We start from the raw sequence: 19716 nt of genomic DNA on the forward strand, positions 1-19716 counted from the left end.
GCTCACCGCTTGGCCGCCGGCGCCCCCGGCACCCCCTTCGGGGCCGGGGCCGGGCGGCCCGAGAGGAAGGACGCCCAGCCCTCCTTCGGGGCCTGGCCGACGCCGAGGGCCCGCAGCTTCTCCAGGGCCTTGGGGTCCTGGGCGTCCAGCCAGTCGGCGAGCTGCCGGAAGGAGACGCAACGCACGTCGGGCTTGTTGCAGACGGCCTCGATGGTCTCCTCGACGGCTCGCATGTACGTGCCGCCGTTCCAGGACTCGAAGTGGTTGCCGATGATCAGGGGCGCGCGGTTGCCGTCGTAGGCCCGCTGGAAGCCCTTGAGGAGGCTGTCCCGCATCTGGTCACCCCAGAACGCGTGCTTGCTCGGGTCGCCGTACATCGTGCCCGACTGGTTCACGGCGAAGTTGTAGTCCATGGTCAGCTGCTCGAAGGAGTGCCCGACGAACGGCACGAGCTGCATCGACAGGTCCCACAGGCCTTCCTTCTTCTCCGGCCAGACCTGGTTGTTGACGCCGCTGGTGTCGTAGCGGAAGCCCAGTTCGCGGGCGGCCTTCATGAAGTTCTTCTGGCCCTCCAGGCAGGGGGTGCGGGCGCCGACGAGCTCCTTGTCGTAGTCGAAGGGCAGGGGCGCCGCGTTCCGCATGCCGGTGGTGGTCTTCCAGGACTTCACGAAGTGCTTGGCCTGGGCGATCTCGTCCTTCCACTCCTCGACCGACCACTGGCCGACCCCGCCGCCGCTGCCGCAGAAGTGGCCGTTGAAGTGGGTGCCGATCTCGCTGCCCTCCAGCCACGCGCCGCGCAGCTGCTTCACGGTCTCGGCGATGCCCTTCTTGTCGTTGAAGCCGATGTCGGAGCGGCCCGGCGAGTGCTGCGGGGGCTTGTAGAGGTCGCGCTGGTCCTCGGGGAGCATGTACACGCCGCTGAGGAAGTACGTCATCGTCGCGTTGTTCGCCTTGGCGACCTTGCGGAAGTGGGAGAACAGCTTCTGGCCGTCCTCGCCCGCGCCGTCCCAGGAGAACACCACGAACTGCGGGGGCTTCTGACCGGGCTTCATCCGCTGCGGCCTCGGCAGATGGGGCTGCGCCCCGGTGTACGCGGTGGAGCCGTCGCCGATCAGGCGGACCGCGCTCTTGGGCGGCGCCTGGACGGGCTTCGCCTTCTGCGGGCCCGGGGCCCCTTCCTCGGCACCGTCGGTGCCGAACGCGCAACCGGCGAGCGATGCGGCACAGACCGCGGCGACCACGGCGCCGGCGGCGATCCTCTGGGTGGCGGCCATGTTCCGCCCACCTACTTCCTTCTCTCGGGGCCAACGACAGCGCCGCCAAGCTCGCACGGGACCCGGAAGGAGTTTGTACGACAAGCCGATCACATATTCGCCTCATCCTGATGAGTGAGTTATTAGCCCATTTGCCAGGAAAGTCTATGCCTGTCCTTTACTCTGAATTACGATTCGTTTACCGAGCGTTGATGCATCCCGCCGCTGCACGCCGTGACCCACGGCCGCGACCCGACCCCCCGGCCCTCGCCGGGGGACCACCTGTTCCGCGACCGCGCCGCCCCGGAGGAGACGGGAACTATGTCCGCATGCGTCCCCACCCGCACCGCCGACCAGAGTCGGACCCAGCGCACTCACCGACCCCACAGCCCACCGCCGTCCGGGCCCCGCCGCTTCCGTGTCGCGGGCGCCGACGTGTCGGCCTCGATCGCGGTCTTCCTGATCGCCCTGCCGCTGTCCCTGGGCATCGCCCTCGCCACCGGCGCGCCCCTCCAGGCCGGCCTGGTCGCCGCCGCCGTCGGAGGAATCGTGGCCGGCCGGCTCGGCGGTTCCCCGCTCCAGGTCAGCGGCCCCGCGGCCGGCCTCACGGTCGTCACCGCCGACCTGATCCACCGCTACGGCTGGCGCACCACCTGTGCCATCACCGTCCTGGCCGGCCTCGCCCAACTGGGCCTGGGCTGCCTGCGCGTGGCGCGCAGCGCGCTCGCCGTCAGCCCCGCCATCGTGCACGGCATGCTCGCGGGCATCGGCGTCACCATCGCCGTCGCCCAGTTGCACATCGTCCTCGGCGGCACCCCGCAGAGCTCCGTGCTGGCCAACCTCCGGGCGCTGCCCGCGCAGTTGGCCGAGGTGCGTCCCGCCGCCGTGTCGGTGAGCGCCCTGACCCTGGCCCTGCTGCTGCTCTGGCCGCGCATCCCCGGCCGGGCGGGCGCCCTGCTGCGGAAGATCCCGGCCGCACTCGTCGCGGTCACCGGGGCCAGCGCCGCCGCCGCGCTCGCCGGGCTGACGCTGCCCATGGTCGACCTGCCCTCGTGGAGCAGCCACGCCCTGGCCGGGCTCCCCGAGGGTCCGGTGCTCGGCCTGGTCGCCGCCGTGCTGACGACCACGCTGGTGTGCAGCGTGCAGTCGCTGCTCGGCGCGGTCGCCGTCGACAAGATGGCGGCCGGGCGGCCCGGACCGGCCGGCCGCGTCCGGCGCTCGGACCTGGACCGCGAGCTGCTCGGCCAGGGCGCCGCCAACATCGTCTCCGGCTCGCTCGGCGGACTCCCCGTCGCCGGGGTCGCCGTCCGCAGCACGGCCAATGTGCACGCGGGTGCCCTGAGCCGGAACTCCACGATGCTGCACGGCGTTCTCGTAGTGATCGCCGCGCTGCTGATGGCCCCGGTGCTCGAGCTCATCCCGCTGGGCTCGCTCGCCGCCCTGGTGATGGCCGTCGGCATCCAGATGGTGTCCCTGCACCACATCCGCACGGTGACCCGTCACCGCGAGGTCCTGGTCTACGCCGTCACCACCCTCGGCGTGGTGGCCCTCGGCGTCCTGGAGGGCGTCACGCTCGGCATCGCCGTGGCCGTCGGCGTCGCCCTGCACCGCCTCACCCGCACCCGCATCACCCACGACGAACGCGACGGAGTCCATCACGTCCACGTACGGGGGCAGTTGACCTTCCTCGCGGTGCCCCGGCTCAGCCGGATCCTGCATCTGGTGCCCCAGGGCACGTCGGTCGTCGTGGAGTTGGACGGCTCCTTCATGGACCACGCGGCGTACGAGGCGCTTCAGGACTGGCAGAAGACGCACACCGCGCAGGGCGGCACCGTCGAGCTGACCGGTCGCCGGAACGGGGTCCGGATCGCGGAGCCCGGTGAGGTCGCCGACACCGCCACCGAGGGGACAGAGACCGGGAGCATGCTCGCCCCCGGGTCCACCAACCGTGGTGCGGCCGCCGGTTGCCGCTGCCGCCCCTGGACGCCGTGGCGGAACCACCAGTGCGAGGACCCATGGTCCACGCCGACGTCCGGCCGGGACTCGGGGCCGACCGACGGTCCGCTCGAAGCAGGTCGCGACGGGTCCGGTCCCCTCGGTCCCAGCAGGCACGAACTGACGCGCGGCATCAGCGCGTTCCAGCGCAACACCGCTCCCCTGATCCGGGGCGAGCTGGCCCGGCTGGCCCGGGAGGGGCAGCGGCCGGCGCAGCTCTTCCTCACCTGCGCCGACTCACGGCTGGTCACCTCGATGATCACCTCCAGTGGTCCGGGCGATCTGTTCGTGGTGCGCAATGTGGGCAACCTCGTCCCGCCGCCCGGCGAGGAGAGCGGCGACGACTCGGTGGCGGCCGCGATCGAGTACGCGGTGGACGTGCTGAAGGTGCGGTCCATCACGGTGTGCGGGCACTCCGGGTGCGGGGCCATGCAGGCGCTGCTCACCTCCGAGCCCGGGGGCGCCCGGACGCCGCTCAAGCGGTGGCTGCGGCACGGGCAGCCGAGCCTGGAGCGGATGGCCGACGACAGCAGGCCCTGGGCCCGGCTCGCCGGACGGGCACCCGCCGACGCGGTGGAGCAACTCTGTCTGACCAACGTGGTCCAGCAGTTGGAGCATCTGCGGGCGCACGAGTCGGTCGCCCGGGCGCTGCGGGAAGGGGAGCTGGAGCTGCACGGGATGTACTTCCACGTGGGCGAGGCGCAGGCGTACCTGCTCACCGGGACGAGCGGGGACGGCGTGTTCGACCACGTGGAGGCGGCGGACGTGCCGGCGTGAGGAGAGAGGGCTGGGCGGTCCGGCTCGCGAGGCCGCCCACCCCCGCCCTCCACTCCATGACCGTGCTCGGGGTCGCGGCGCGGGCGAAAGGCGTGACGAGGGGTGAACTGCGCCTGGTCGGCGTACGTGGGTACGAGTGGGCCCGGCCGTCGGCCTCGGCGTCCGGCCTCGACGAGGAAACAGACCCGCACAGGTCTAAACCAATTATGGATCGGCCCTTGTCAGCGCACCCCCGGGTCTGATGAGCTGTGGCCTGGGACACAACGGTCGCCCGGCAAAGCACCGCAAGGGAGATGTCGTGAGCAACGAAAGCCTGGCCAACCTCTTGAAGGAGGAGCGACGCTTCGCGCCGCCCGCTGACCTGGCCGCGAGCGCCAACGTCACGGCCGAGGCGTACGAGGAGGCCAAGGCTGACAGGCTCGGCTTCTGGGCCACGCAGGCCCGTCGGCTGACCTGGGCCAAGGAGCCGACCGAGACGCTGGACTGGTCGAACCCGCCGTTCGCCAAGTGGTTCAAGGACGGCGAGCTCAACGTCGCGTACAACTGCGTCGACCGGCACGTCGAGGCGGGCCACGGCGACCGGGTCGCCATCCACTTCGAGGGAGAGCCCGGCGACAGCCGCGCGATCACCTACGCCGAGCTCAAGGACGAGGTCTCCAAGGCCGCCAACGCCCTGCTGGAACTGGGTGTCGAGAAGGGCGACCGGGTCGCCGTCTACATGCCGATGATCCCGGAGACGGCGATCGCGATGCTGGCCTGCGCCCGCATCGGTGCCGCGCACTCGGTGGTCTTCGGCGGCTTCTCCGCGGACGCGCTCGCCACCCGCATCCAGGACGCCGACGCCAAGGTCGTCATCACCTCCGACGGCGGCTACCGGCGCGGCAAGCCGTCCGCGCTCAAGCCGGCCGTCGACGAGGCGCTCACCAAGGTCGACAACGTCCGGCACGTCCTCGTCGTCCGCCGGACCGGCCAGGAGGTCGCCTGGGACGACAGCCACGACGTCTGGTGGCACGAGATCGTCGACCGGCAGTCGGCCGAGCACACCCCCGAGGCCTTCGGCGCCGAGCAGCCGCTCTTCATCCTCTACACCTCGGGGACCACGGGGAAGCCCAAGGGCATCCTCCACACCTCCGGCGGCTACCTCACCCAGGCCGCCTACACCCACCACGCCGTCTTCGACCTCAAGCCGGAGACCGACGTCTACTGGTGCACGGCCGACGTCGGCTGGGTCACCGGGCACTCGTACATCGTCTACGGGCCGCTCGCCAACGGCGCCACCCAGGTCATGTACGAGGGCACCCCGGACACCCCGCACCAGGGCCGCTTCTGGGAGATCGTCCAGAAGTACGGGGTGACGATCCTCTACACGGCACCCACCGCCATCCGGACGTTCATGAAGTGGGGCGACGACATCCCCGCGAAGTTCGACCTCAGCAGCCTGCGCGTGCTGGGGTCCGTGGGCGAGCCGATCAACCCCGAGGCCTGGATCTGGTACCGCAAGCACATCGGCGCCGACCGCACCCCGATCGTGGACACCTGGTGGCAGACCGAGACCGGCGCGATGATGATCTCCCCGCTGCCGGGCGTCACCGAGACCAAGCCGGGCTCGGCCCAGACCCCGCTGCCCGGCATCAGCGCGACGGTCGTCGACGACGAGGCCAACGAAGTTCCCGACGGCGGTGGCGGCTACCTGGTCCTCACCGAGCCGTGGCCGTCGATGCTGCGCACCATCTGGGGTGACGACCAGCGCTTCCTCGACACGTACTGGTCGCGCTTCGAGGGCAAGTACTTCGCCGGCGACGGCGCGAAGAAGGACGACGACGGCGACATCTGGCTCCTGGGGCGCGTGGACGACGTCATGCTCGTCTCCGGCCACAACATCTCCACCACCGAGGTCGAGTCCGCGCTCGTCTCGCACCCCTCCGTCGCCGAGGCGGCCGTCGTTGGTGCCGCGGACCCGACCACCGGGCAGGCCATCGTCGCCTTCGTGATCCTGCGCGGCACGGCGAACGCCGAGGACGAGGGCCTCGTCGCCGACCTGCGCAGCCACGTCGGCACCGCCCTCGGCCCGATCGCCAAGCCCCAGCGGATCCTGCCGGTGGCCGAGCTGCCCAAGACCCGCTCCGGCAAGATCATGCGCCGCCTGCTGCGGGACGTCGCCGAGAACCGCCAGCTGGGTGATGTCACCACCCTGACCGACTCCACGGTCATGGACCTCATCCAGGCGAAGCTCCCGGCCGCGCCCAGCGAGGACTAGGCAGCAAGGGAGGCGCCCGGCGCGACACAGCGCCGGGCGCCTCTTTTGGGCACATCGTAGAAATTAGGTAAACTAAGGAAAACTAGCGTGATCCCCTAGGTGTGCCGGGAAGTCTGGTCGGCGAGCAGCTCCGCCCTACCCCCCGACCGGAGGTCCCCCCGATGGCCGCGCCCCGCACCCCCCTTCCCCGCAAGGCCTTCGGACGGCTCTCCCTGCCCGAGCGGACCTTCGTCACGGACGCGCTGCGCACCGAGACCGTCGGCGGCGTGCTCCTCCTCGTGGCCGCGATCGCGGCGCTGGTCTGGGCGAACGTACCCCCGCTGCGCGACAGTTACGAAAGCGTCAGCCACTTCCACCTCGGCCCCGGCTCCCTCGGCCTGAACCTCTCCCTCGCCCACTGGGCGGCCGACGGCCTCCTCGCGATCTTCTTCTTCGTCGCCGGCATCGAACTCAAGCGCGAACTGGTCGCCGGTGACCTGAAGGACCCCAGGGCGGCCGCGCTGCCCGTGGTCGCGGCCCTGTGCGGCATGGCCGTACCGGCCCTCGTCTACACCCTCACCAACCTCACCGGCGGCGGCTCGCTCGACGGCTGGGCGGTCCCCACGGCCACCGACATCGCCTTCGCGCTGGCCGTGCTCGCCGTCATCGGCACCTCCCTGCCGAGCGCCCTGCGCGCCTTCCTGCTCACCCTCGCGGTGGTCGACGACCTCTTCGCGATCCTGATCATCGCCGTCTTCTTCACGGCCGAGATCGACTTCGCCGCCCTCGGGGGCGCGGTGATCGGCCTGGCCGTCTTCTGGCTGCTGCTGCGCGCGGGCGTACGCGGCTGGTACGTCTACGTGCCGCTCGCGCTCGTCATCTGGGGCCTGATGTACAACAGCGGCATCCACGCCACCATCGCGGGCGTCGCCATGGGCCTGATGCTGCGCTGCACCACCCGGGAGGGCGAGCAGCACTCCCCGGGGGGGCGCATCGAGCATCTCGTACGTCCCCTCTCGGCGGGGCTGGCCGTCCCGCTGTTCGCCCTGTTCAGCGCCGGTGTCCCGGTCTCCGGGGGTGCGCTCGGCGAGGTGTTCACCCAGCCCGAGACGCTCGGCGTGGTCCTCGGCCTGGTCGTCGGCAAGACGCTCGGCATCTTCGGCGGGACCTGGCTGACCGCCCGCTTCACCCGCGCCTCGCTCAGCGACGACCTCGCGTGGGCGGACGTCTTCGCCGTGGCGACCCTCGCCGGCATCGGGTTCACCGTGTCCCTGCTCATCGGCGAGCTGGCCTTCGACGGCGACACGGCCCTCACCGACGACGTCAAGGCGGCCGTACTGCTGGGCTCGCTCATCGCCGCGACCCTCGCGACCGTGCTGCTGAAGGTCCGCAACGCCAAGTACCGGCGGCTGGTCGAGTACGAGGAGCGCGACGAGGACCGCGACGGCATCCCGGACATCTACGAGGAGGACGACCCGGCGTACCACCTCCGGATGGCCGAGATCCACGAGAACAAGGCCGCCGAGCACCGCCGGATCGCCGAACTGAAGGCCGCCGAGAGGGCGGGGCTTGCCGAAGTGACGGGCGGGGCAGGCGAGGAGGACGACCGTCGGGCATGATCTGACGGGACGGTACAAAAGTTTTCTCCGTACCCGGAGATTTCCCAGTCAGGCACACGGCAGATTCAGGGAGAACGCGATGAGCGCACCCGACGGCAGCCCGGTCGGCGCCGAACGCAGCATCGGCCAGTTGTTCGCCTCGGCGACGACCGAGATGTCCGCGCTGGTGCACGACGAGATCGCGCTGGCGAAAGCCCAGCTCAAGCGGGACGTGAAGCGCGGCGCCACGAGCGGCGGCGCGTTCATGGTGGCCGGCGCCGTGCTGGTGTTCTCGCTGCCGATGCTGAACTTCGCCCTCGCGTACGCCATCCGGACCTGGAGCGACTGGAACCTCGCGGTCTGCTTCCTGCTGTCCTTCGCCGCCAACGTCCTCGTCGCGGGCCTGCTCGCGCTGATCGGCGTGGTCTTCGCGAAGAAGGCGAAGAACGGCGGCGGCGCGCAGAAGACGGCCGCGTCGATGAAGAAGACGGCGGGCGTCTTGCAGAACGCCAAGCCGCACCCGCGGCCCGAGCTGGCCCACAACCGTGTCCCGGAGGCCATCGAGGCTGTGGCACGCTCATCGTCATGACCGACCCCGCCACGCCTGCCTCAGTAGTACGACCGGACGGGCCCTGGACCCATCGCGAGGTGGCCGCCAACGGCGCGCGCTTCCACATCGCGGAGATGGGCGACGGGCCGCTGGTCCTGCTGCTGCACGGCTTTCCGCAGTTCTGGTGGACGTGGCGGCACCAGCTGCCCGCGCTCGCCGACGCCGGGTTCCGGGCCGTCGCCATGGACCTCAGGGGCGTCGGCGGCAGCGACCGGACCCCGCGCGGCTACGACCCGGCCAACCTCGCCCTCGACATCACCGGCGTGATCCGCTCGCTCGGCGAGCCGGACGCCGCGCTGGTCGGCCACGACCTGGGCGGATACCTGGCGTGGACGGCGGCCGCGATGCGCCCCAAGCTCGTACGACGGCTCGCGGTGGCCTCGATGCCCCATCCCCGGCGCTGGCGCTCGGCGATGCTCTCCGACCTCAAGCAGACGCGCGCCGGGTCCTACATCTGGGGCTTCCAGCGCCCCTGGGTACCGGAACGCCAGCTCACCGCGGACGACGGCGCGCTGGTCGCCCGGCTGATGCGGGACTGGTCCGGCCCGGTGCTGCCGGACGACGACGCGGTGGAGACGTACCGCCGCGCGATGTGCATCCCGTCGACCGCGCACTGCTCGATCGAGCCGTACCGCTGGATGGTGCGCTCGCTGGCCCGCCCGGACGGCATCCAGTTCAACCGGCGCATGAAGCGGCCGGTGCGGGTGCCCACGCTGCATCTGCACGGCTCGCTCGACCCGGTGCTGCGGACGCGCAGCGCGGCCGGCTCCGGCGAGTACGTCGAAGCGCCGTACCGCTGGCGGCTGTTCGACGGTCTCGGGCACTTCCCCCATGAGGAGGATCCGGTCGCTTTCAGCACCGAACTCATCAACTGGCTGAAGGACCCCGAACCCGATCGGTGACCGCGCGGGCGCGCCCCGGCACCCCGGAACTGAACACCTGTCCTACGAACAGCCAATTGCCCGGCGCATAGGCCAATTGGGGGCCCTGGGGGCGATTATCGACCTTGGGGCAGGGGCACACGTCCGGGTATGGGCTGGACGCACGACTACAGTGACGTGGTACGCAACCGCCGCTCGGGCAACGGCCTGAGCCCCCACCAGCGAGGAGGGGCCCCGCACCTGCCGGGCACGGTCCTCCGCGTGGGCATTCCGCACATCCTGCGTCGTCGGGCCCGCTGGGTCTCGGTGCGCCTGCGTCACCCCCGAGGCTGACGCCCCGCCACCCTCACAGCGCGCAGCTGTCGCTGTCCACCTGCTGGTTCGCGGTACGGCCCTTGTCGATGTCCTCCTGGATCTCGTCCGCGGTCAGCGCGTACCCGGTCTGGGCGTTGTCCAGGGACTTCGCGAAGACCACGCCGTACACCTCCCCCTCGGGGGTGAGCAGCGGGCCGCCGGAGTTGCCCTGGCGGACGGTCGCGTAGAGGGAGTACACATCACGGTGCACGGTGCCGCGGTGGTAGATGTCCGGACCGTTGGCCGGGATGCGGCTGCGCACCCGCGCGGCCCGGACGTCGTACGCGCCGTTCTCCGGGAACCCCGCGATGATCGCGTCGTCGCCGCTCCTGGCGTCCGTGGACGTGAACTTGAGCGCCGGCGCGTCCAGGTCGGGGACGTCAAGGACGGCGATGTCGCGCTGCCAGTCGTACAGGACGACCGTCGCGTCGTACTTCTGGCCCTCGCCGCCGATCTGGACGGTGGGTTCGTCGACGCCGCCCACGACGTGCGCGTTGGTCATGACGCGGCGCTCGCCGAAGACGAAACCGGTGCCCTCGAGGACCTTGCCGCAACTCTGGGCGGTGCCCATGACCTTGACGATGGATCGCTTGGCGCGGCCGGCGACCGGGCTGTTCGCCAGGGCCGGGTCGGGCGGCTGGACCTCGTTGATCGGCTCGTTGGAGAACGGGCTGAAGACCTGCGGGAAGCCGTTCTGCGCGAGGATCGAGGAGAAGTCCGCGAACCAGGTGTTCGCCTGCTCGGGCAGGGCCCGTGCGACGCCGAGGAGCACCTTGGAGCTACGGACCTCCTTGCCCACCGTGGGCAGGGTGGTGCCGGCGAGGGCGGAGCCGATCAGCCACGCCACCAGGAGCATCGCGACGACGTTGACGAGGGCGCCGCCGGTGGCGTCCAGGGCGCGGGCCGGGGACCAGGTGATGTACCGGCGGAGCTTGTTGCCGAGATGGGTGGTCAGGGCCTGGCCGACGGAGGCGCAGACGATGACGACGACGACCGCGACCACCGCGGCGGTCGTGCTGACCTCCGCGTTGTCGGTCAGCACGTCCCAGGCGACCGGCAGCAGGTAGACCGCGACCAGGCCGCCCCCCATGAAGCCGATCACCGACAGGATGCCGACGACGAAGCCCTGGCGGTAGCCGACGATCGCGAACCACACGGCGGCGACCAGCAACAGGATGTCCAGCACGTTCACCGGTTCAGGCCTCGCCTCATCACACGACACAACACGGCAGACACCCTGTCATGACCGCCAGTCGAGCGGGACCTGCTTCTCCCGGTCCCAGGGGCGCTCCCATCCCGAGTAGTGCAGCAGACGGTCGATGATGCCGGCCGTGAAACCCCAGACCAGGGCCGATTCGACCAGGAATGCCGGACCTCGGTGGCCGCTGGGGTGCACGGCGGTGGCCCGGTTGTCGGGATTCGTGAGATCCACCACGGGGACCGTGAAGACCCTCGCCGTCTCGTTGGGGTCGACCACCCCGACCGGGCTCGGCTCCCGCCACCAGCCGAGGACCGAGGTCACGACGAAGCCGCTGACCGGGATGTACAGCTTGGGCAGGACCCCGAAGAGCTGGACGCCCGCCGGGTCGAGGCCGGTCTCCTCCTCGGCCTCCCGCAGGGCGGCCCTGAGCGGCCCGTCACCCTCGGGGTCGCCGTCCTCCGGGTCGAGGGCGCCGCCGGGGAAGGAGGGCTGCCCGGCGTGGGACCGCAGCGAGCTGGCCCGCTCCATGAGCAGCAGCTCGGGGCCCCGCTCGCCCTCGCCGAACAGGATCAGCACGGCCGACTTCCGCCCCGCCCCGTTCGCCGGCGGCAGGAACCTGCTCAACTGCACCGGCTCGACCGTCTCGACGGCCCGCACCACCGGGTCCAGCCACTGCGGCAGACCCTCTGTGCTCAGGACCACGCCCTGCGTGTCGCTCGCGCGCGTCATCGCCACCCCCGTCCTCGCCAGTCCAACGCCCCGCGGCCCCGAGATCGTTCCTGGGCCCCTGCCCCACGGCGTGTCATACGGCCCCCAGCGGCGGCGCGGGTTTGCCGCCCGCGTCCAGATACGCCTGCGGCGGGTTGAGCCGCTGCCCCGGGAAACCGCCCTTCTCGTACTTGAGGAGCTTCGCCGCCTTCTCCGGGTCCGTCTCGCCCTCGCCGTACGCCGGGCAGAGCGGGGCGATGGGACAGGCGCCGCAGGCGGGCTTGCGGGCGTGGCAGATGCGGCGGCCGTGCCAGATGACGTGGTGCGAGAGGTCCGTCCAGTCGCTCTTCGGGAACAGCGCGCCGATCGCGGCCTCGATCTTGTCGGGGTCGGTCTCGGCGGTCCACCGCCACCGGCGCACCAGCCGCTGGAAGTGGGTGTCCACGGTGATGCCGGGCCGCCCGAAGGCGTTGCCGAGGACGACGAACGCGGTCTTGCGGCCGACGCCGGGCAGCTTCACGAGGTCTTCGAGCCGGCCGGGGACCTCGCCACCGAACTCCTCCACCAGGGCCTTCGACAGCCCTATGACCGACTTGGTCTTGGCCCGGAAGAACCCGGTCGGGCGCAGGATCTCCTCGACCTCCTCCGGATTGGCCGCGGCCAGGTCCTCGGGGGTGGGGTACTTGGCGAAGAGCTGCGGGGTCGTCTGATTGACCCTCAGGTCGGTGGTCTGGGCGGACAGCACCGTGGCGACGACGAGTTGGAAGGGGTTGTCGAAGTCCAGCTCGGGGTGGGCGTACGGATACACCTCCGCGAGCTCACGGTTGATCCGCCGGGCACGCCGGACCAGGGCGGTGGGCGACTCGGCCTTCGCGGGCTTCTCAGACGTCCGGGGCTGCACGGCCTTCCCGGCCTTCGCGGGCTTTTCGGCCTTCGCGGGCTTCACAGCTTTCGCGGCCTTCACAGGCTTTACCGCGGCGGTCTTGGCCGCGGGCTTCACGGCATCGGCGTCCTTGGCCACCGGCTTCACGGCGTCGGCCTCGGCGTCCTCGGCCGGGCCCTTTCTCGCCACCGTCCTCTTCACCGGGACCTTCTTCTCGGCAGCCTGCTTCACCACCGCGGGAGCCTTTTTCACCGCAGCCTTCTTTGTCACTTTTGCCGTTTTCTTTCCGCCACCGGGGTCCTGTTCGCCCACAGCGGAATCGCGACGTACAACCACCCGCCCAGCCCCCTCGGCCTGTGCTCTCACCGGCGATTTGGACACCCGGCCAGCCTAGGGCCCGGCACCGACAATCGCCCCGGGCCCCGAAGATCGGCCCCCGATTGGACCCCTGCCGCTTACCCCGGGACAGGTGTGCGGCATCCTTGTGACAGATCACACTGTTTGGACCGTCCGGCAAAACGGGGAACACGGTCCCCTGGTACCAAGGGGGAACAAGATCCCCTGAGCAGGTCGACAAGGAGAGAACTCGTGGACGACGTCCTCCGGCGCAACCCGCTCTTCGCGGCTCTCGACGACGAGCAGGCCGCGGAGCTGCGCGCCTCCATGAGTGAGGTGACCCTCGCGCGTGGCGACTCCCTCTTCCACGAGGGCGACCCCGGCGACCGGCTCTACGTCGTCACCGAGGGCAAGGTCAAGCTCCACCGCACCTCCCCCGACGGCCGCGAGAACATGCTCGCCGTCGTCGGCCCCGGGGAACTCATCGGCGAGCTGTCCCTGTTCGACCCCGGCCCGCGCACGGCGACGGCCACCGCGCTGACCGAGGTCAAGCTGCTCGGCCTCGGCCACGGCGACCTCCAGCCCTGGCTGAACGTCCGCCCCGAGGTCGCCGGCGCCCTGCTGCGCGCCGTCGCGCGCCGGCTGCGCAAGACCAACGACCAGATGTCCGACCTCGTCTTCTCGGACGTCCCCGGCCGTGTCGCCCGCGCGCTGCTCGACCTCTCGCGCCGCTTCGGCGTGCAGTCCGAGGAGGGCATCCACGTCGTCCACGACCTCACGCAGGAAGAGCTGGCCCAGCTGGTCGGCGCCTCCCGCGAGACGGTCAACAAGGCCCTCGCCGACTTCGCCCAGCGCGGCTGGCTCCGCCTGGAGGCGCGCGCGGTGATCCTGCTGGACGTGGAGCGGCTGGCCAAGCGGTCCCGCTGACGCCCGATCCCGTCCGTACGACCTTCAGGGCCCCCTCTCCCCGAGAGGGGGCCCTGTGCTGTGTGGCCGTCCCCCGGGAGCAGCACCCCGAGCCTCCTTTCGGCCCCGCACGGGCCTCGTCCTCGAACGCCGGACGGGCCGAGGTCGGCACAGTTGCCCCATGGCTGACTCGACGGGCTCCAAGGAACGCTCCCCAGGCCTCGACGCCCAGGGCTACCTCGAACGCGAAGGCTCCCTCGCGCGCGTGCCGCACGCCTTCCGCCCCCTGGTCGCCGCGGCGCGGGACCGGTTGCTGGAGGTGTTCGGGGCGCGGCTGCACAGCGCGTACCTCTACGGGTCGGTCCCGCGCGGCACCGCACGCGTGGGCCGCAGCGACCTGGACCTGCTGGTCGCCCTGCACGCGGAGCCCACGGACACCGACCGGGAGGCGGCGCGGGCCCTCGACATGGCGCTGGACGCGGAGTTCCCGGAGATCGACGGGGCCGGGACGCTGCTGTACAGCCGGGCGCGGCTGCTGAGCGAGCCGGAGACGTACGACCTGGGCTGGTTCGTGGCCTGCCTGTGCACCCCGCTGCTCGGCGACGACCTCGCCGAGTACCTGCCGCGCTACCGCCCCGACACGCGGCTCGCGCGGGAGACCAACGGGGACCTCGCCCTGCTGCTGCCGCGCTGGCGCGAGCGGATCTCCGGGACCGCGGACACGGAGACGGCCCTGCGGCCCCTCGTCCGCTTCATGTCCCGCCACCTCGTCCGCACCGGCTTCACCCTCGTCATGCCGCGCTGGAACGGCTGGACGAGCGATCTGACCGAGATGGCGGAGGCGTTCGGCTCCTACTACCCGGAGCGGGCGGACGAGCTGCGGGCAGCCGCGGTGCGCGGGTACGAGCCGGTCGGGGACCGGCGGGTGCTCCTGTCGTACGTCGACGATCTCGGACCATGGCTGGCGGAGGAGTACGCGCGCGTGCTCGGCGTCAAGGCACCCCGCCCCGCATAGGCGCGCGTGCTCGGCGTCAAGGCGTCCCGCCCTCCCGGGCGCGGGCGCGCGTGCCCGGCGGCAAGGTGACGGCAGGGCTTAGATCAGCCCGTGCTCCTCCAGGTACTCCAGCTGGGCCCGTACCGACAGTTCCGCCGCCGGCCACAGGGAACGGTCCACGTCCGCGTACACGTGCGCGACGACCTCGCCCGGCGTCCGGAAGCCGTCCTCCACGGCCGTCTCCACCTGGGCCAGCCGGTGGGCGCGGTGGGCGAGGTAGAACTCCACCACCCCCTGGGCGTCCTCCAGGACGGGCCCGTGGCCCGGCAGGACCGTGTGGACGCCGTCGTCGACCGAGAGGGACCGCAGGCGCCGCAGGGAGTCCAGATAGTCGCCCAGGCGGCCGTCGGGGTGCGCCACGACCGTCGTGCCGCGCCCCAGGACCGTGTCGCCCGTCAGGACCGCCTGATCGGCCGGGAGATGGAAGCACAGGGAGTCCGAGGTGTGCCCGGGCGTCGGCACGACCCTCAGCTCCAGGCCGCCCACCCGGATCACGTCCCCGGCGGCCAGCCCCTCGTCGCCGAGCCGCAGCGCCGGGTCCAGGGCCCGCACCTTCGTGCCGGTCAGCTCGGCGAAGCGGGCGGCGCCCTCGGCGTGGTCCGGGTGACCGTGCGTCAGCAGCGTCAGGGCGACCCGCCGGCCCGCCCGCTCGGCGGTGTCGACCACGGTGCGCAGGTGTCCCTCGTCCAGGGGCCCCGGGTCGACCACGACGGCCAGGTCGGAGTCGGGCTCGGCGAGGATCCAGGTGTTGGTGCCGTCCAGGGTCATCGCGGACGCGTTGGGCGCCAGGACGTTGACCGCCCGCGCGGTGGCGGGGCCGGAGAGGACCCCGCCGCGTGGCCGGCCGGGAAGGGCCGCTGCGTCGGTCATGCGGGGATTCCTTCCAGCGTCGACCGGGCCGTCATGCGGGGGCTCCACCGGTCGGGATGTGCTTGGTGAACTCGTCGTGCCCCGGCCAGGACAGCTCGATCCGGTCACCGTCGAGATGGGCCCGGGCCAGTACGGGGGTCAGGTCGCGGTCGGGGGCCGCGGTGAGCGCGGCGCCGGCCGTGCCGTACGGCGTCAGCTGGCGCAGGGTCGCGATGGTGGGCGGCATCATCAGCAGCTCGCCCTTGTCGTACGACGCCGCCGCGTCCGCCGGTCGGATCCACACCGTGCGATCGGCCTCCGTGGAGGCGTTGCGGGTGCGCTGGCCCTCGGGGAGGGCGGCGACGAAGAACCAGGTGTCGTAGCGGCGGGACTCGAACTCGGGGGTGATCCAGCGGGTCCAGGCGCCGAGCAGGTCCGAGCGCAGGACCAGGCCGCGGCGGTCCAGGAACTCGGCGAAGGACAGCTCCCGGGCCACCAGGGCCTCGCGGTCCGCCTCCCAGTCCGCGCCCGTGGTGTCGCCGACCACCGAGTCGGGGGTGGGGCCGGCGAGCAGCACGCCCGCCTCCTCGTAGGTCTCGCGTACGGCCGCGCAGACGATCGCCTGGGCCGCCGCCTCGTCGACGCCGAGCCGCTCGGCCCACCACGCGCGCGTGGGCCCTGCCCACCGGATCTGGTGGTCGTCGTCCCGGGGGTCCACCCCGCCGCCCGGGTACGCGTACGCGCCTCCGGCGAAGGCCATGGAGGCGCGTCTGCGCAGCATGTGCACGACGGGACCGGCGTCGGTGTCCTTCAGGAGCATCACGGTCGCCGCGCGCCGGGGGACGACCGGGGTGAGCGTGCCGTCGGCGAGCGCCCGGATGCGTTCCGGCCAGTCCTGCGGAAACCACTGCCCATTCGCCATGGGCGGAGGCTATCCCGTGGTGCGCGAATGTTCGAGAGGTGACCGGTGGTGGGGCCACCCATCGGCTACTCGCCGGTCAGCTCCACCTGGACCTCGACCTCCACCGGCGCGTCCAGCGGCAGCACCGCAACGCCGACCGCGCTGCGCGCGTGGACGCCCTTGTCGCCGAGGACCTCGCCGAGCAGCTCGCTCGCGCCGTTGACGACACCCGGCTGGCCGGTGAAGTCCGACGCCGACGCCACGAAGCCCACGACCTTCACCACGCGCTTGACGCGGTCGAGGTCACCGGCGACCGACTTGACGGCCGCCAGCGCGTTCAGGGCACACGTGCGTGCCAGCTCCTTGGCCTCCTCCGGGGTGACCTCCGCGCCCACCTTGCCGGTGACCGGGAGCTTGCCCTCGACCATCGGCAGCTGGCCGGAGGTGTACACGTACACGCCCGACCGCACGGCCGGCTGGTACGCGGCCAGCGGCGGCACGACCTCCGGCAGCGTCAGCCCGAGCTCGGCGAGCTTCGCCTCGACCGCGCTCACGCCTTCTCCCGCTTGAGGTAGGCCACCAGCTGCTCGGGGTTGTTCGGCCCGGGCACGACCTGGACGAGCTCCCAGCCGTCCTCGCCCCAGGTGTCCAGAATCTGCTTCGTGGCATGGACGAGCAGCGGCACGGTTGCGTATTCCCACTTGGTCATGCGGCCGACTTTAGCCGCTGGCCGGGCACCGGCCCCGCCCCTGGGGGTCCGGTGCCCGGCCCCTGGGGAAAAGCGCGTTATCCACAGCCTGACGCTTGCGGGACGCACCGACTGGTTACGCTCGAATACGTGAGCAGGCTCCAGGTCGTCAGTGGCAAGGGCGGAACCGGTAAGACGACGGTGGCCGCGGCCCTCGCGCTGGCTCTGGCCACCGAGGGGAAGCGCGCGCTTCTCGTCGAGGTCGAGGGCCGCCAGGGCATCGCACAGCTCTTCGAGACGGAGGCATTGCCCTATGAGGAACGCAAGATCGCGGTCGCTCCCGGCGGCGGGGAGGTGTACGCCCTCGCCATCGACCCCGAACTGGCCCTTCTGGACTACCTCCAGATGTTCTACAAGCTCGGTGGAGCCGGCCGCGCCCTGAAGAAGCTCGGCGCCATCGACTTCGCCACCACCATCGCGCCGGGTCTCCGGGACGTCCTGCTGACCGGCAAGGCGTGCGAGGCGGTGCGCCGCAAGGAGAAGTCGGGCCGGTTCGCCTACGACTACGTCGTGATGGACGCGCCCCCCACCGGACGCATCACCCGCTTCCTGAACGTCAACGACGAGGTGGCGGGCCTGGCGAAGATAGGGCCGATACACAATCAGGCGCAGGCCGTCATGCGGGTGCTGAAGTCGCCGGAGACGGCCGTGCACCTGGTGACGCTGCTGGAGGAGATGCCCGTCCAGGAGACCGCGGACGGCATCGCCGAGCTGCGGGCGGCGAAGCTGCCGGTGGGGCGGGTCATCGTGAACATGGTGCGCCCGGAGGTGTTGGACGCGGCCGAGCTGGAACTCGTACGGGGCACCACACGTTCCTCCTTCGCGCAGGCGCTGTCGGCCGCCGGACTCGGCGGGGCGCGGCGCGGGGGGCATGCCGAGCGGCTGGTGGACCCGCTCCTGGCGCAGGCCGAGGAGTACGCCGAGCGGTTCGAGCTGGAGCACGAACAGCGCGCGGTCCTCGGCGAGCTGGACCTGCCGCTGCACGAACTGCCGCTGCTCGCCGAGGGCATGGACCTGGCGGGTCTGTACGAACTGGCCACGGAACTGCGGAAGCAGGGAGTCTCATGAGCGCGGACCAGGAACGGCCCCACCGCCTCTCCCCCGCGCGCGTGCTCGACCTCGACCCGCTGCTCGACGACCCGGCGACCCGCATCGTGGTGTGCTGCGGCTCGGGCGGCGTCGGCAAGACCACGACCGCGGCGGCACTGGGCCTGAGGGCGGCGGAGCGCGGCCGCAAGGTGGTCGTGCTCACCATCGACCCGGCCCGCCGACTCGCCCAGTCCATGGGCATCGACTCCCTGGACAACACCCCGCGCCGGGTGAAGGGCGTCGAGGGCGACGGCGAGCTGCACGCGATGATGCTCGACATGAAGCGCACCTTCGACGAGATCGTCGAGGCGCACGCGGACCCCGAGCGGGCCTCCGCGATCCTCAACAACCCCTTCTACCAGTCGCTCTCGGCGGGCTTCGCGGGCACGCAGGAGTACATGGCGATGGAGAAGCTGGGCCAGCTGCGGGCCCGCGACGAGTGGGACCTCATCGTCGTCGACACCCCGCCGTCCCGGTCGGCGCTGGACTTCCTGGACGCGCCCAAGCGCCTGGGGTCCTTCCTCGACGGCAAGCTGATCCGGCTGCTCACCGCCCCGGCCAAGCTCGGCGGGCGCGCGGGGATGAAGTTCCTGAACGTCGGGATGTCGATGATGACGGGCACCCTCGGCAAGCTGCTCGGCGGGCAGCTCCTGAAGGACGTCCAGACGTTCGTGTCGGCCATGGACTCGATGTTCGGCGGTTTCCGCACCCGCGCGGACGCGACCTACAAGCTGCTCCAGGCGCCCGGCACGGCGTTCCTGGTGGTCGCGGCGCCGGAGCGGGACGCGTTGCGGGAGGCCGCGTACTTCGTGAAGCGGCTGGCCGCCGAGGACATGCCGCTCGCGGGGCTGGTGCTCAACCGGGTCCACGGCAGCGGTGCCGCCCGGCTGTCAGCCGAGCGGGCACTCGCCGCGGCGGAAAATCTTGAGGAGCCTCGCATTGTCGATCAGGAGGGCGGGAAAGCTGGAGTTCGTAACTCTCCCGACCCAGACGGCAGTTCAGGTTCCCCCTCGTCCGATCCGGCTTCCGCCGCAGGCTCCCCCGCCGCCGCCTCCGCTTCGGACCCGACCGTCGACCACCTCACCGCAGGCCTGCTGAGGCTGCATGCCGAGCGTATGCGGCTGCTCTCCCGCGAGCAGCGCACGCGTGACCGCTTCACCGCGCTCCACCCGGAGGTGGCGGTGGCGGAGGTGGCCGCGCTGCCCGGCGACGTCCACGACCTCACGGGGCTGCGGGACATCGGTACCCGGCTCGCCGCCGGCCACCCGGAGCTGCCCGAGACCACGGACGCGTGACAGCGCGGGCGCGTCACCCTGCGCCCGCCTGACACCAGGGGC

The 19716-nt window shown here is 71.6% G+C and carries 18 protein-coding genes; 10 read left to right on the forward strand and 8 right to left on the reverse strand.

Annotated features, from left to right (window positions below; genetic code table 11):
• Nucleotides 1–2 precede the first annotated feature (2 nt).
• A complete protein-coding gene (locus ACH41F_RS38140) occupies nt 3–1274 on the reverse strand; it encodes a hypothetical protein (RefSeq protein WP_398839584.1) in 1272 nt (423 codons plus the stop codon).
• 300 nt (nt 1275–1574) lie between these two features.
• On the opposite strand from ACH41F_RS38140, the gene ACH41F_RS38145 reads away from it, so the two are divergent.
• From ACH41F_RS38145 to ACH41F_RS38170, 6 genes are all read left to right on the forward strand, one after another.
• Nucleotides 1575–4025, forward strand: coding sequence for a bifunctional SulP family inorganic anion transporter/carbonic anhydrase (locus ACH41F_RS38145; protein ID WP_398839585.1), 2451 nt, complete (start codon nt 1575–1577; stop codon nt 4023–4025).
• Between the two features lie 298 nt (nt 4026–4323).
• The gene (gene acs, locus ACH41F_RS38150; RefSeq protein WP_391241806.1) at nt 4324–6282 is read left to right on the forward strand and encodes an acetate--CoA ligase; all 1959 of its coding nucleotides are present in this window, start codon (nt 4324–4326) and stop codon (nt 6280–6282) included.
• Between the two features lie 161 nt (nt 6283–6443).
• The gene (gene nhaA / locus ACH41F_RS38155) at nt 6444–7880 is read left to right on the forward strand and encodes a Na+/H+ antiporter NhaA (RefSeq protein WP_398839586.1); all 1437 of its coding nucleotides are present in this window, start codon (nt 6444–6446) and stop codon (nt 7878–7880) included.
• Nucleotides 7881–7959: 79 nt separating this feature from the next.
• Nucleotides 7960–8448 (forward strand): phage holin family protein, encoded by a 489-nt coding sequence (locus ACH41F_RS38160; protein ID WP_391241811.1) that lies wholly within the window; start codon nt 7960–7962, stop codon nt 8446–8448.
• Nucleotides 8445–9371, forward strand: coding sequence for an alpha/beta fold hydrolase (locus tag ACH41F_RS38165; protein ID WP_391241814.1), 927 nt, complete (start codon nt 8445–8447; stop codon nt 9369–9371). Before ACH41F_RS38160 ends, ACH41F_RS38165 begins: the two co-directional genes overlap by 4 nt.
• Before the next feature lie 129 nt (nt 9372–9500).
• The gene (locus ACH41F_RS38170; protein WP_391241817.1) at nt 9501–9683 is read left to right on the forward strand and encodes a hypothetical protein; all 183 of its coding nucleotides are present in this window, start codon (nt 9501–9503) and stop codon (nt 9681–9683) included.
• A gap of 13 nt (nt 9684–9696) precedes the next feature.
• Here the strand turns inward: ACH41F_RS38170 and ACH41F_RS38175 are convergent, their stop codons facing one another.
• The 3 genes from ACH41F_RS38175 to nth all read right to left on the reverse strand — a co-directional run bounded on the left by ACH41F_RS38175 (nt 9697) and on the right by nth (nt 12808).
• Nucleotides 9697–10896 (reverse strand): MarP family serine protease, encoded by a 1200-nt coding sequence (locus ACH41F_RS38175; RefSeq protein WP_391241820.1) that lies wholly within the window; start codon nt 10894–10896, stop codon nt 9697–9699.
• 48 nt (nt 10897–10944) lie between these two features.
• Complete coding sequence (locus ACH41F_RS38180; protein ID WP_391241824.1) at nt 10945–11634, reverse strand: NUDIX domain-containing protein; 690 nt, start codon at nt 11632–11634, stop codon at nt 10945–10947.
• A 73-nt stretch (nt 11635–11707) separates the two neighbouring features.
• Nucleotides 11708–12808, reverse strand: coding sequence for an endonuclease III (gene nth, locus ACH41F_RS38185; RefSeq protein ID WP_398839587.1), 1101 nt, complete (start codon nt 12806–12808; stop codon nt 11708–11710).
• Between the two features lie 276 nt (nt 12809–13084).
• Between nth and ACH41F_RS38190 the strand changes: the two genes are divergently transcribed.
• Nucleotides 13085–13759, forward strand: coding sequence for a Crp/Fnr family transcriptional regulator (locus tag ACH41F_RS38190; protein ID WP_058924095.1), 675 nt, complete (start codon nt 13085–13087; stop codon nt 13757–13759).
• Between the two features lie 160 nt (nt 13760–13919).
• Nucleotides 13920–14753 (forward strand): nucleotidyltransferase domain-containing protein, encoded by an 834-nt coding sequence (locus ACH41F_RS38195; RefSeq protein ID WP_398839588.1) that lies wholly within the window; start codon nt 13920–13922, stop codon nt 14751–14753.
• Nucleotides 14754–14831: 78 nt separating this feature from the next.
• Here ACH41F_RS38195 and ACH41F_RS38200 read toward each other — a convergent pair whose 3' ends face one another.
• From ACH41F_RS38200 to ACH41F_RS38215, 4 genes are all read right to left on the reverse strand, one after another.
• The gene (locus ACH41F_RS38200; protein WP_391241833.1) at nt 14832–15662 is read right to left on the reverse strand and encodes an MBL fold metallo-hydrolase; all 831 of its coding nucleotides are present in this window, start codon (nt 15660–15662) and stop codon (nt 14832–14834) included.
• A 31-nt stretch (nt 15663–15693) separates the two neighbouring features.
• Nucleotides 15694–16563, reverse strand: a complete 870-nt coding sequence (locus ACH41F_RS38205; protein WP_398839589.1) for an NUDIX hydrolase — start codon at nt 16561–16563, stop codon at nt 15694–15696.
• A 65-nt stretch (nt 16564–16628) separates the two neighbouring features.
• Nucleotides 16629–17096: an Atu1372/SO_1960 family protein gene (locus ACH41F_RS38210; protein WP_391241839.1), complete on the reverse strand. Its 468-nt coding sequence runs from the start codon at nt 17094–17096 to the stop codon at nt 16629–16631.
• Nucleotides 17093–17251 (reverse strand): DUF4177 domain-containing protein, encoded by a 159-nt coding sequence (locus ACH41F_RS38215; RefSeq protein ID WP_003967454.1) that lies wholly within the window; start codon nt 17249–17251, stop codon nt 17093–17095. Before ACH41F_RS38215 ends, ACH41F_RS38210 begins: the two co-directional genes overlap by 4 nt.
• A 129-nt stretch (nt 17252–17380) precedes the next feature.
• Here ACH41F_RS38215 and ACH41F_RS38220 point away from each other — a divergent pair, with 129 nt between their 5' ends.
• Nucleotides 17381–18358, forward strand: a complete 978-nt coding sequence (locus ACH41F_RS38220; RefSeq protein WP_391241841.1) for an ArsA-related P-loop ATPase — start codon at nt 17381–17383, stop codon at nt 18356–18358.
• Nucleotides 18355–19674, forward strand: a complete 1320-nt coding sequence (locus ACH41F_RS38225) for an ArsA-related P-loop ATPase (protein ID WP_391241845.1) — start codon at nt 18355–18357, stop codon at nt 19672–19674. Before ACH41F_RS38220 ends, ACH41F_RS38225 begins: the two co-directional genes overlap by 4 nt.
• The last annotated feature ends 42 nt before the right edge of the window (nt 19675–19716 follow it).

The organism is Streptomyces sp. NPDC020489 (assembly GCF_044386545.1).
GTDB lineage: Bacteria > Actinomycetota > Actinomycetes > Streptomycetales > Streptomycetaceae > Streptomyces.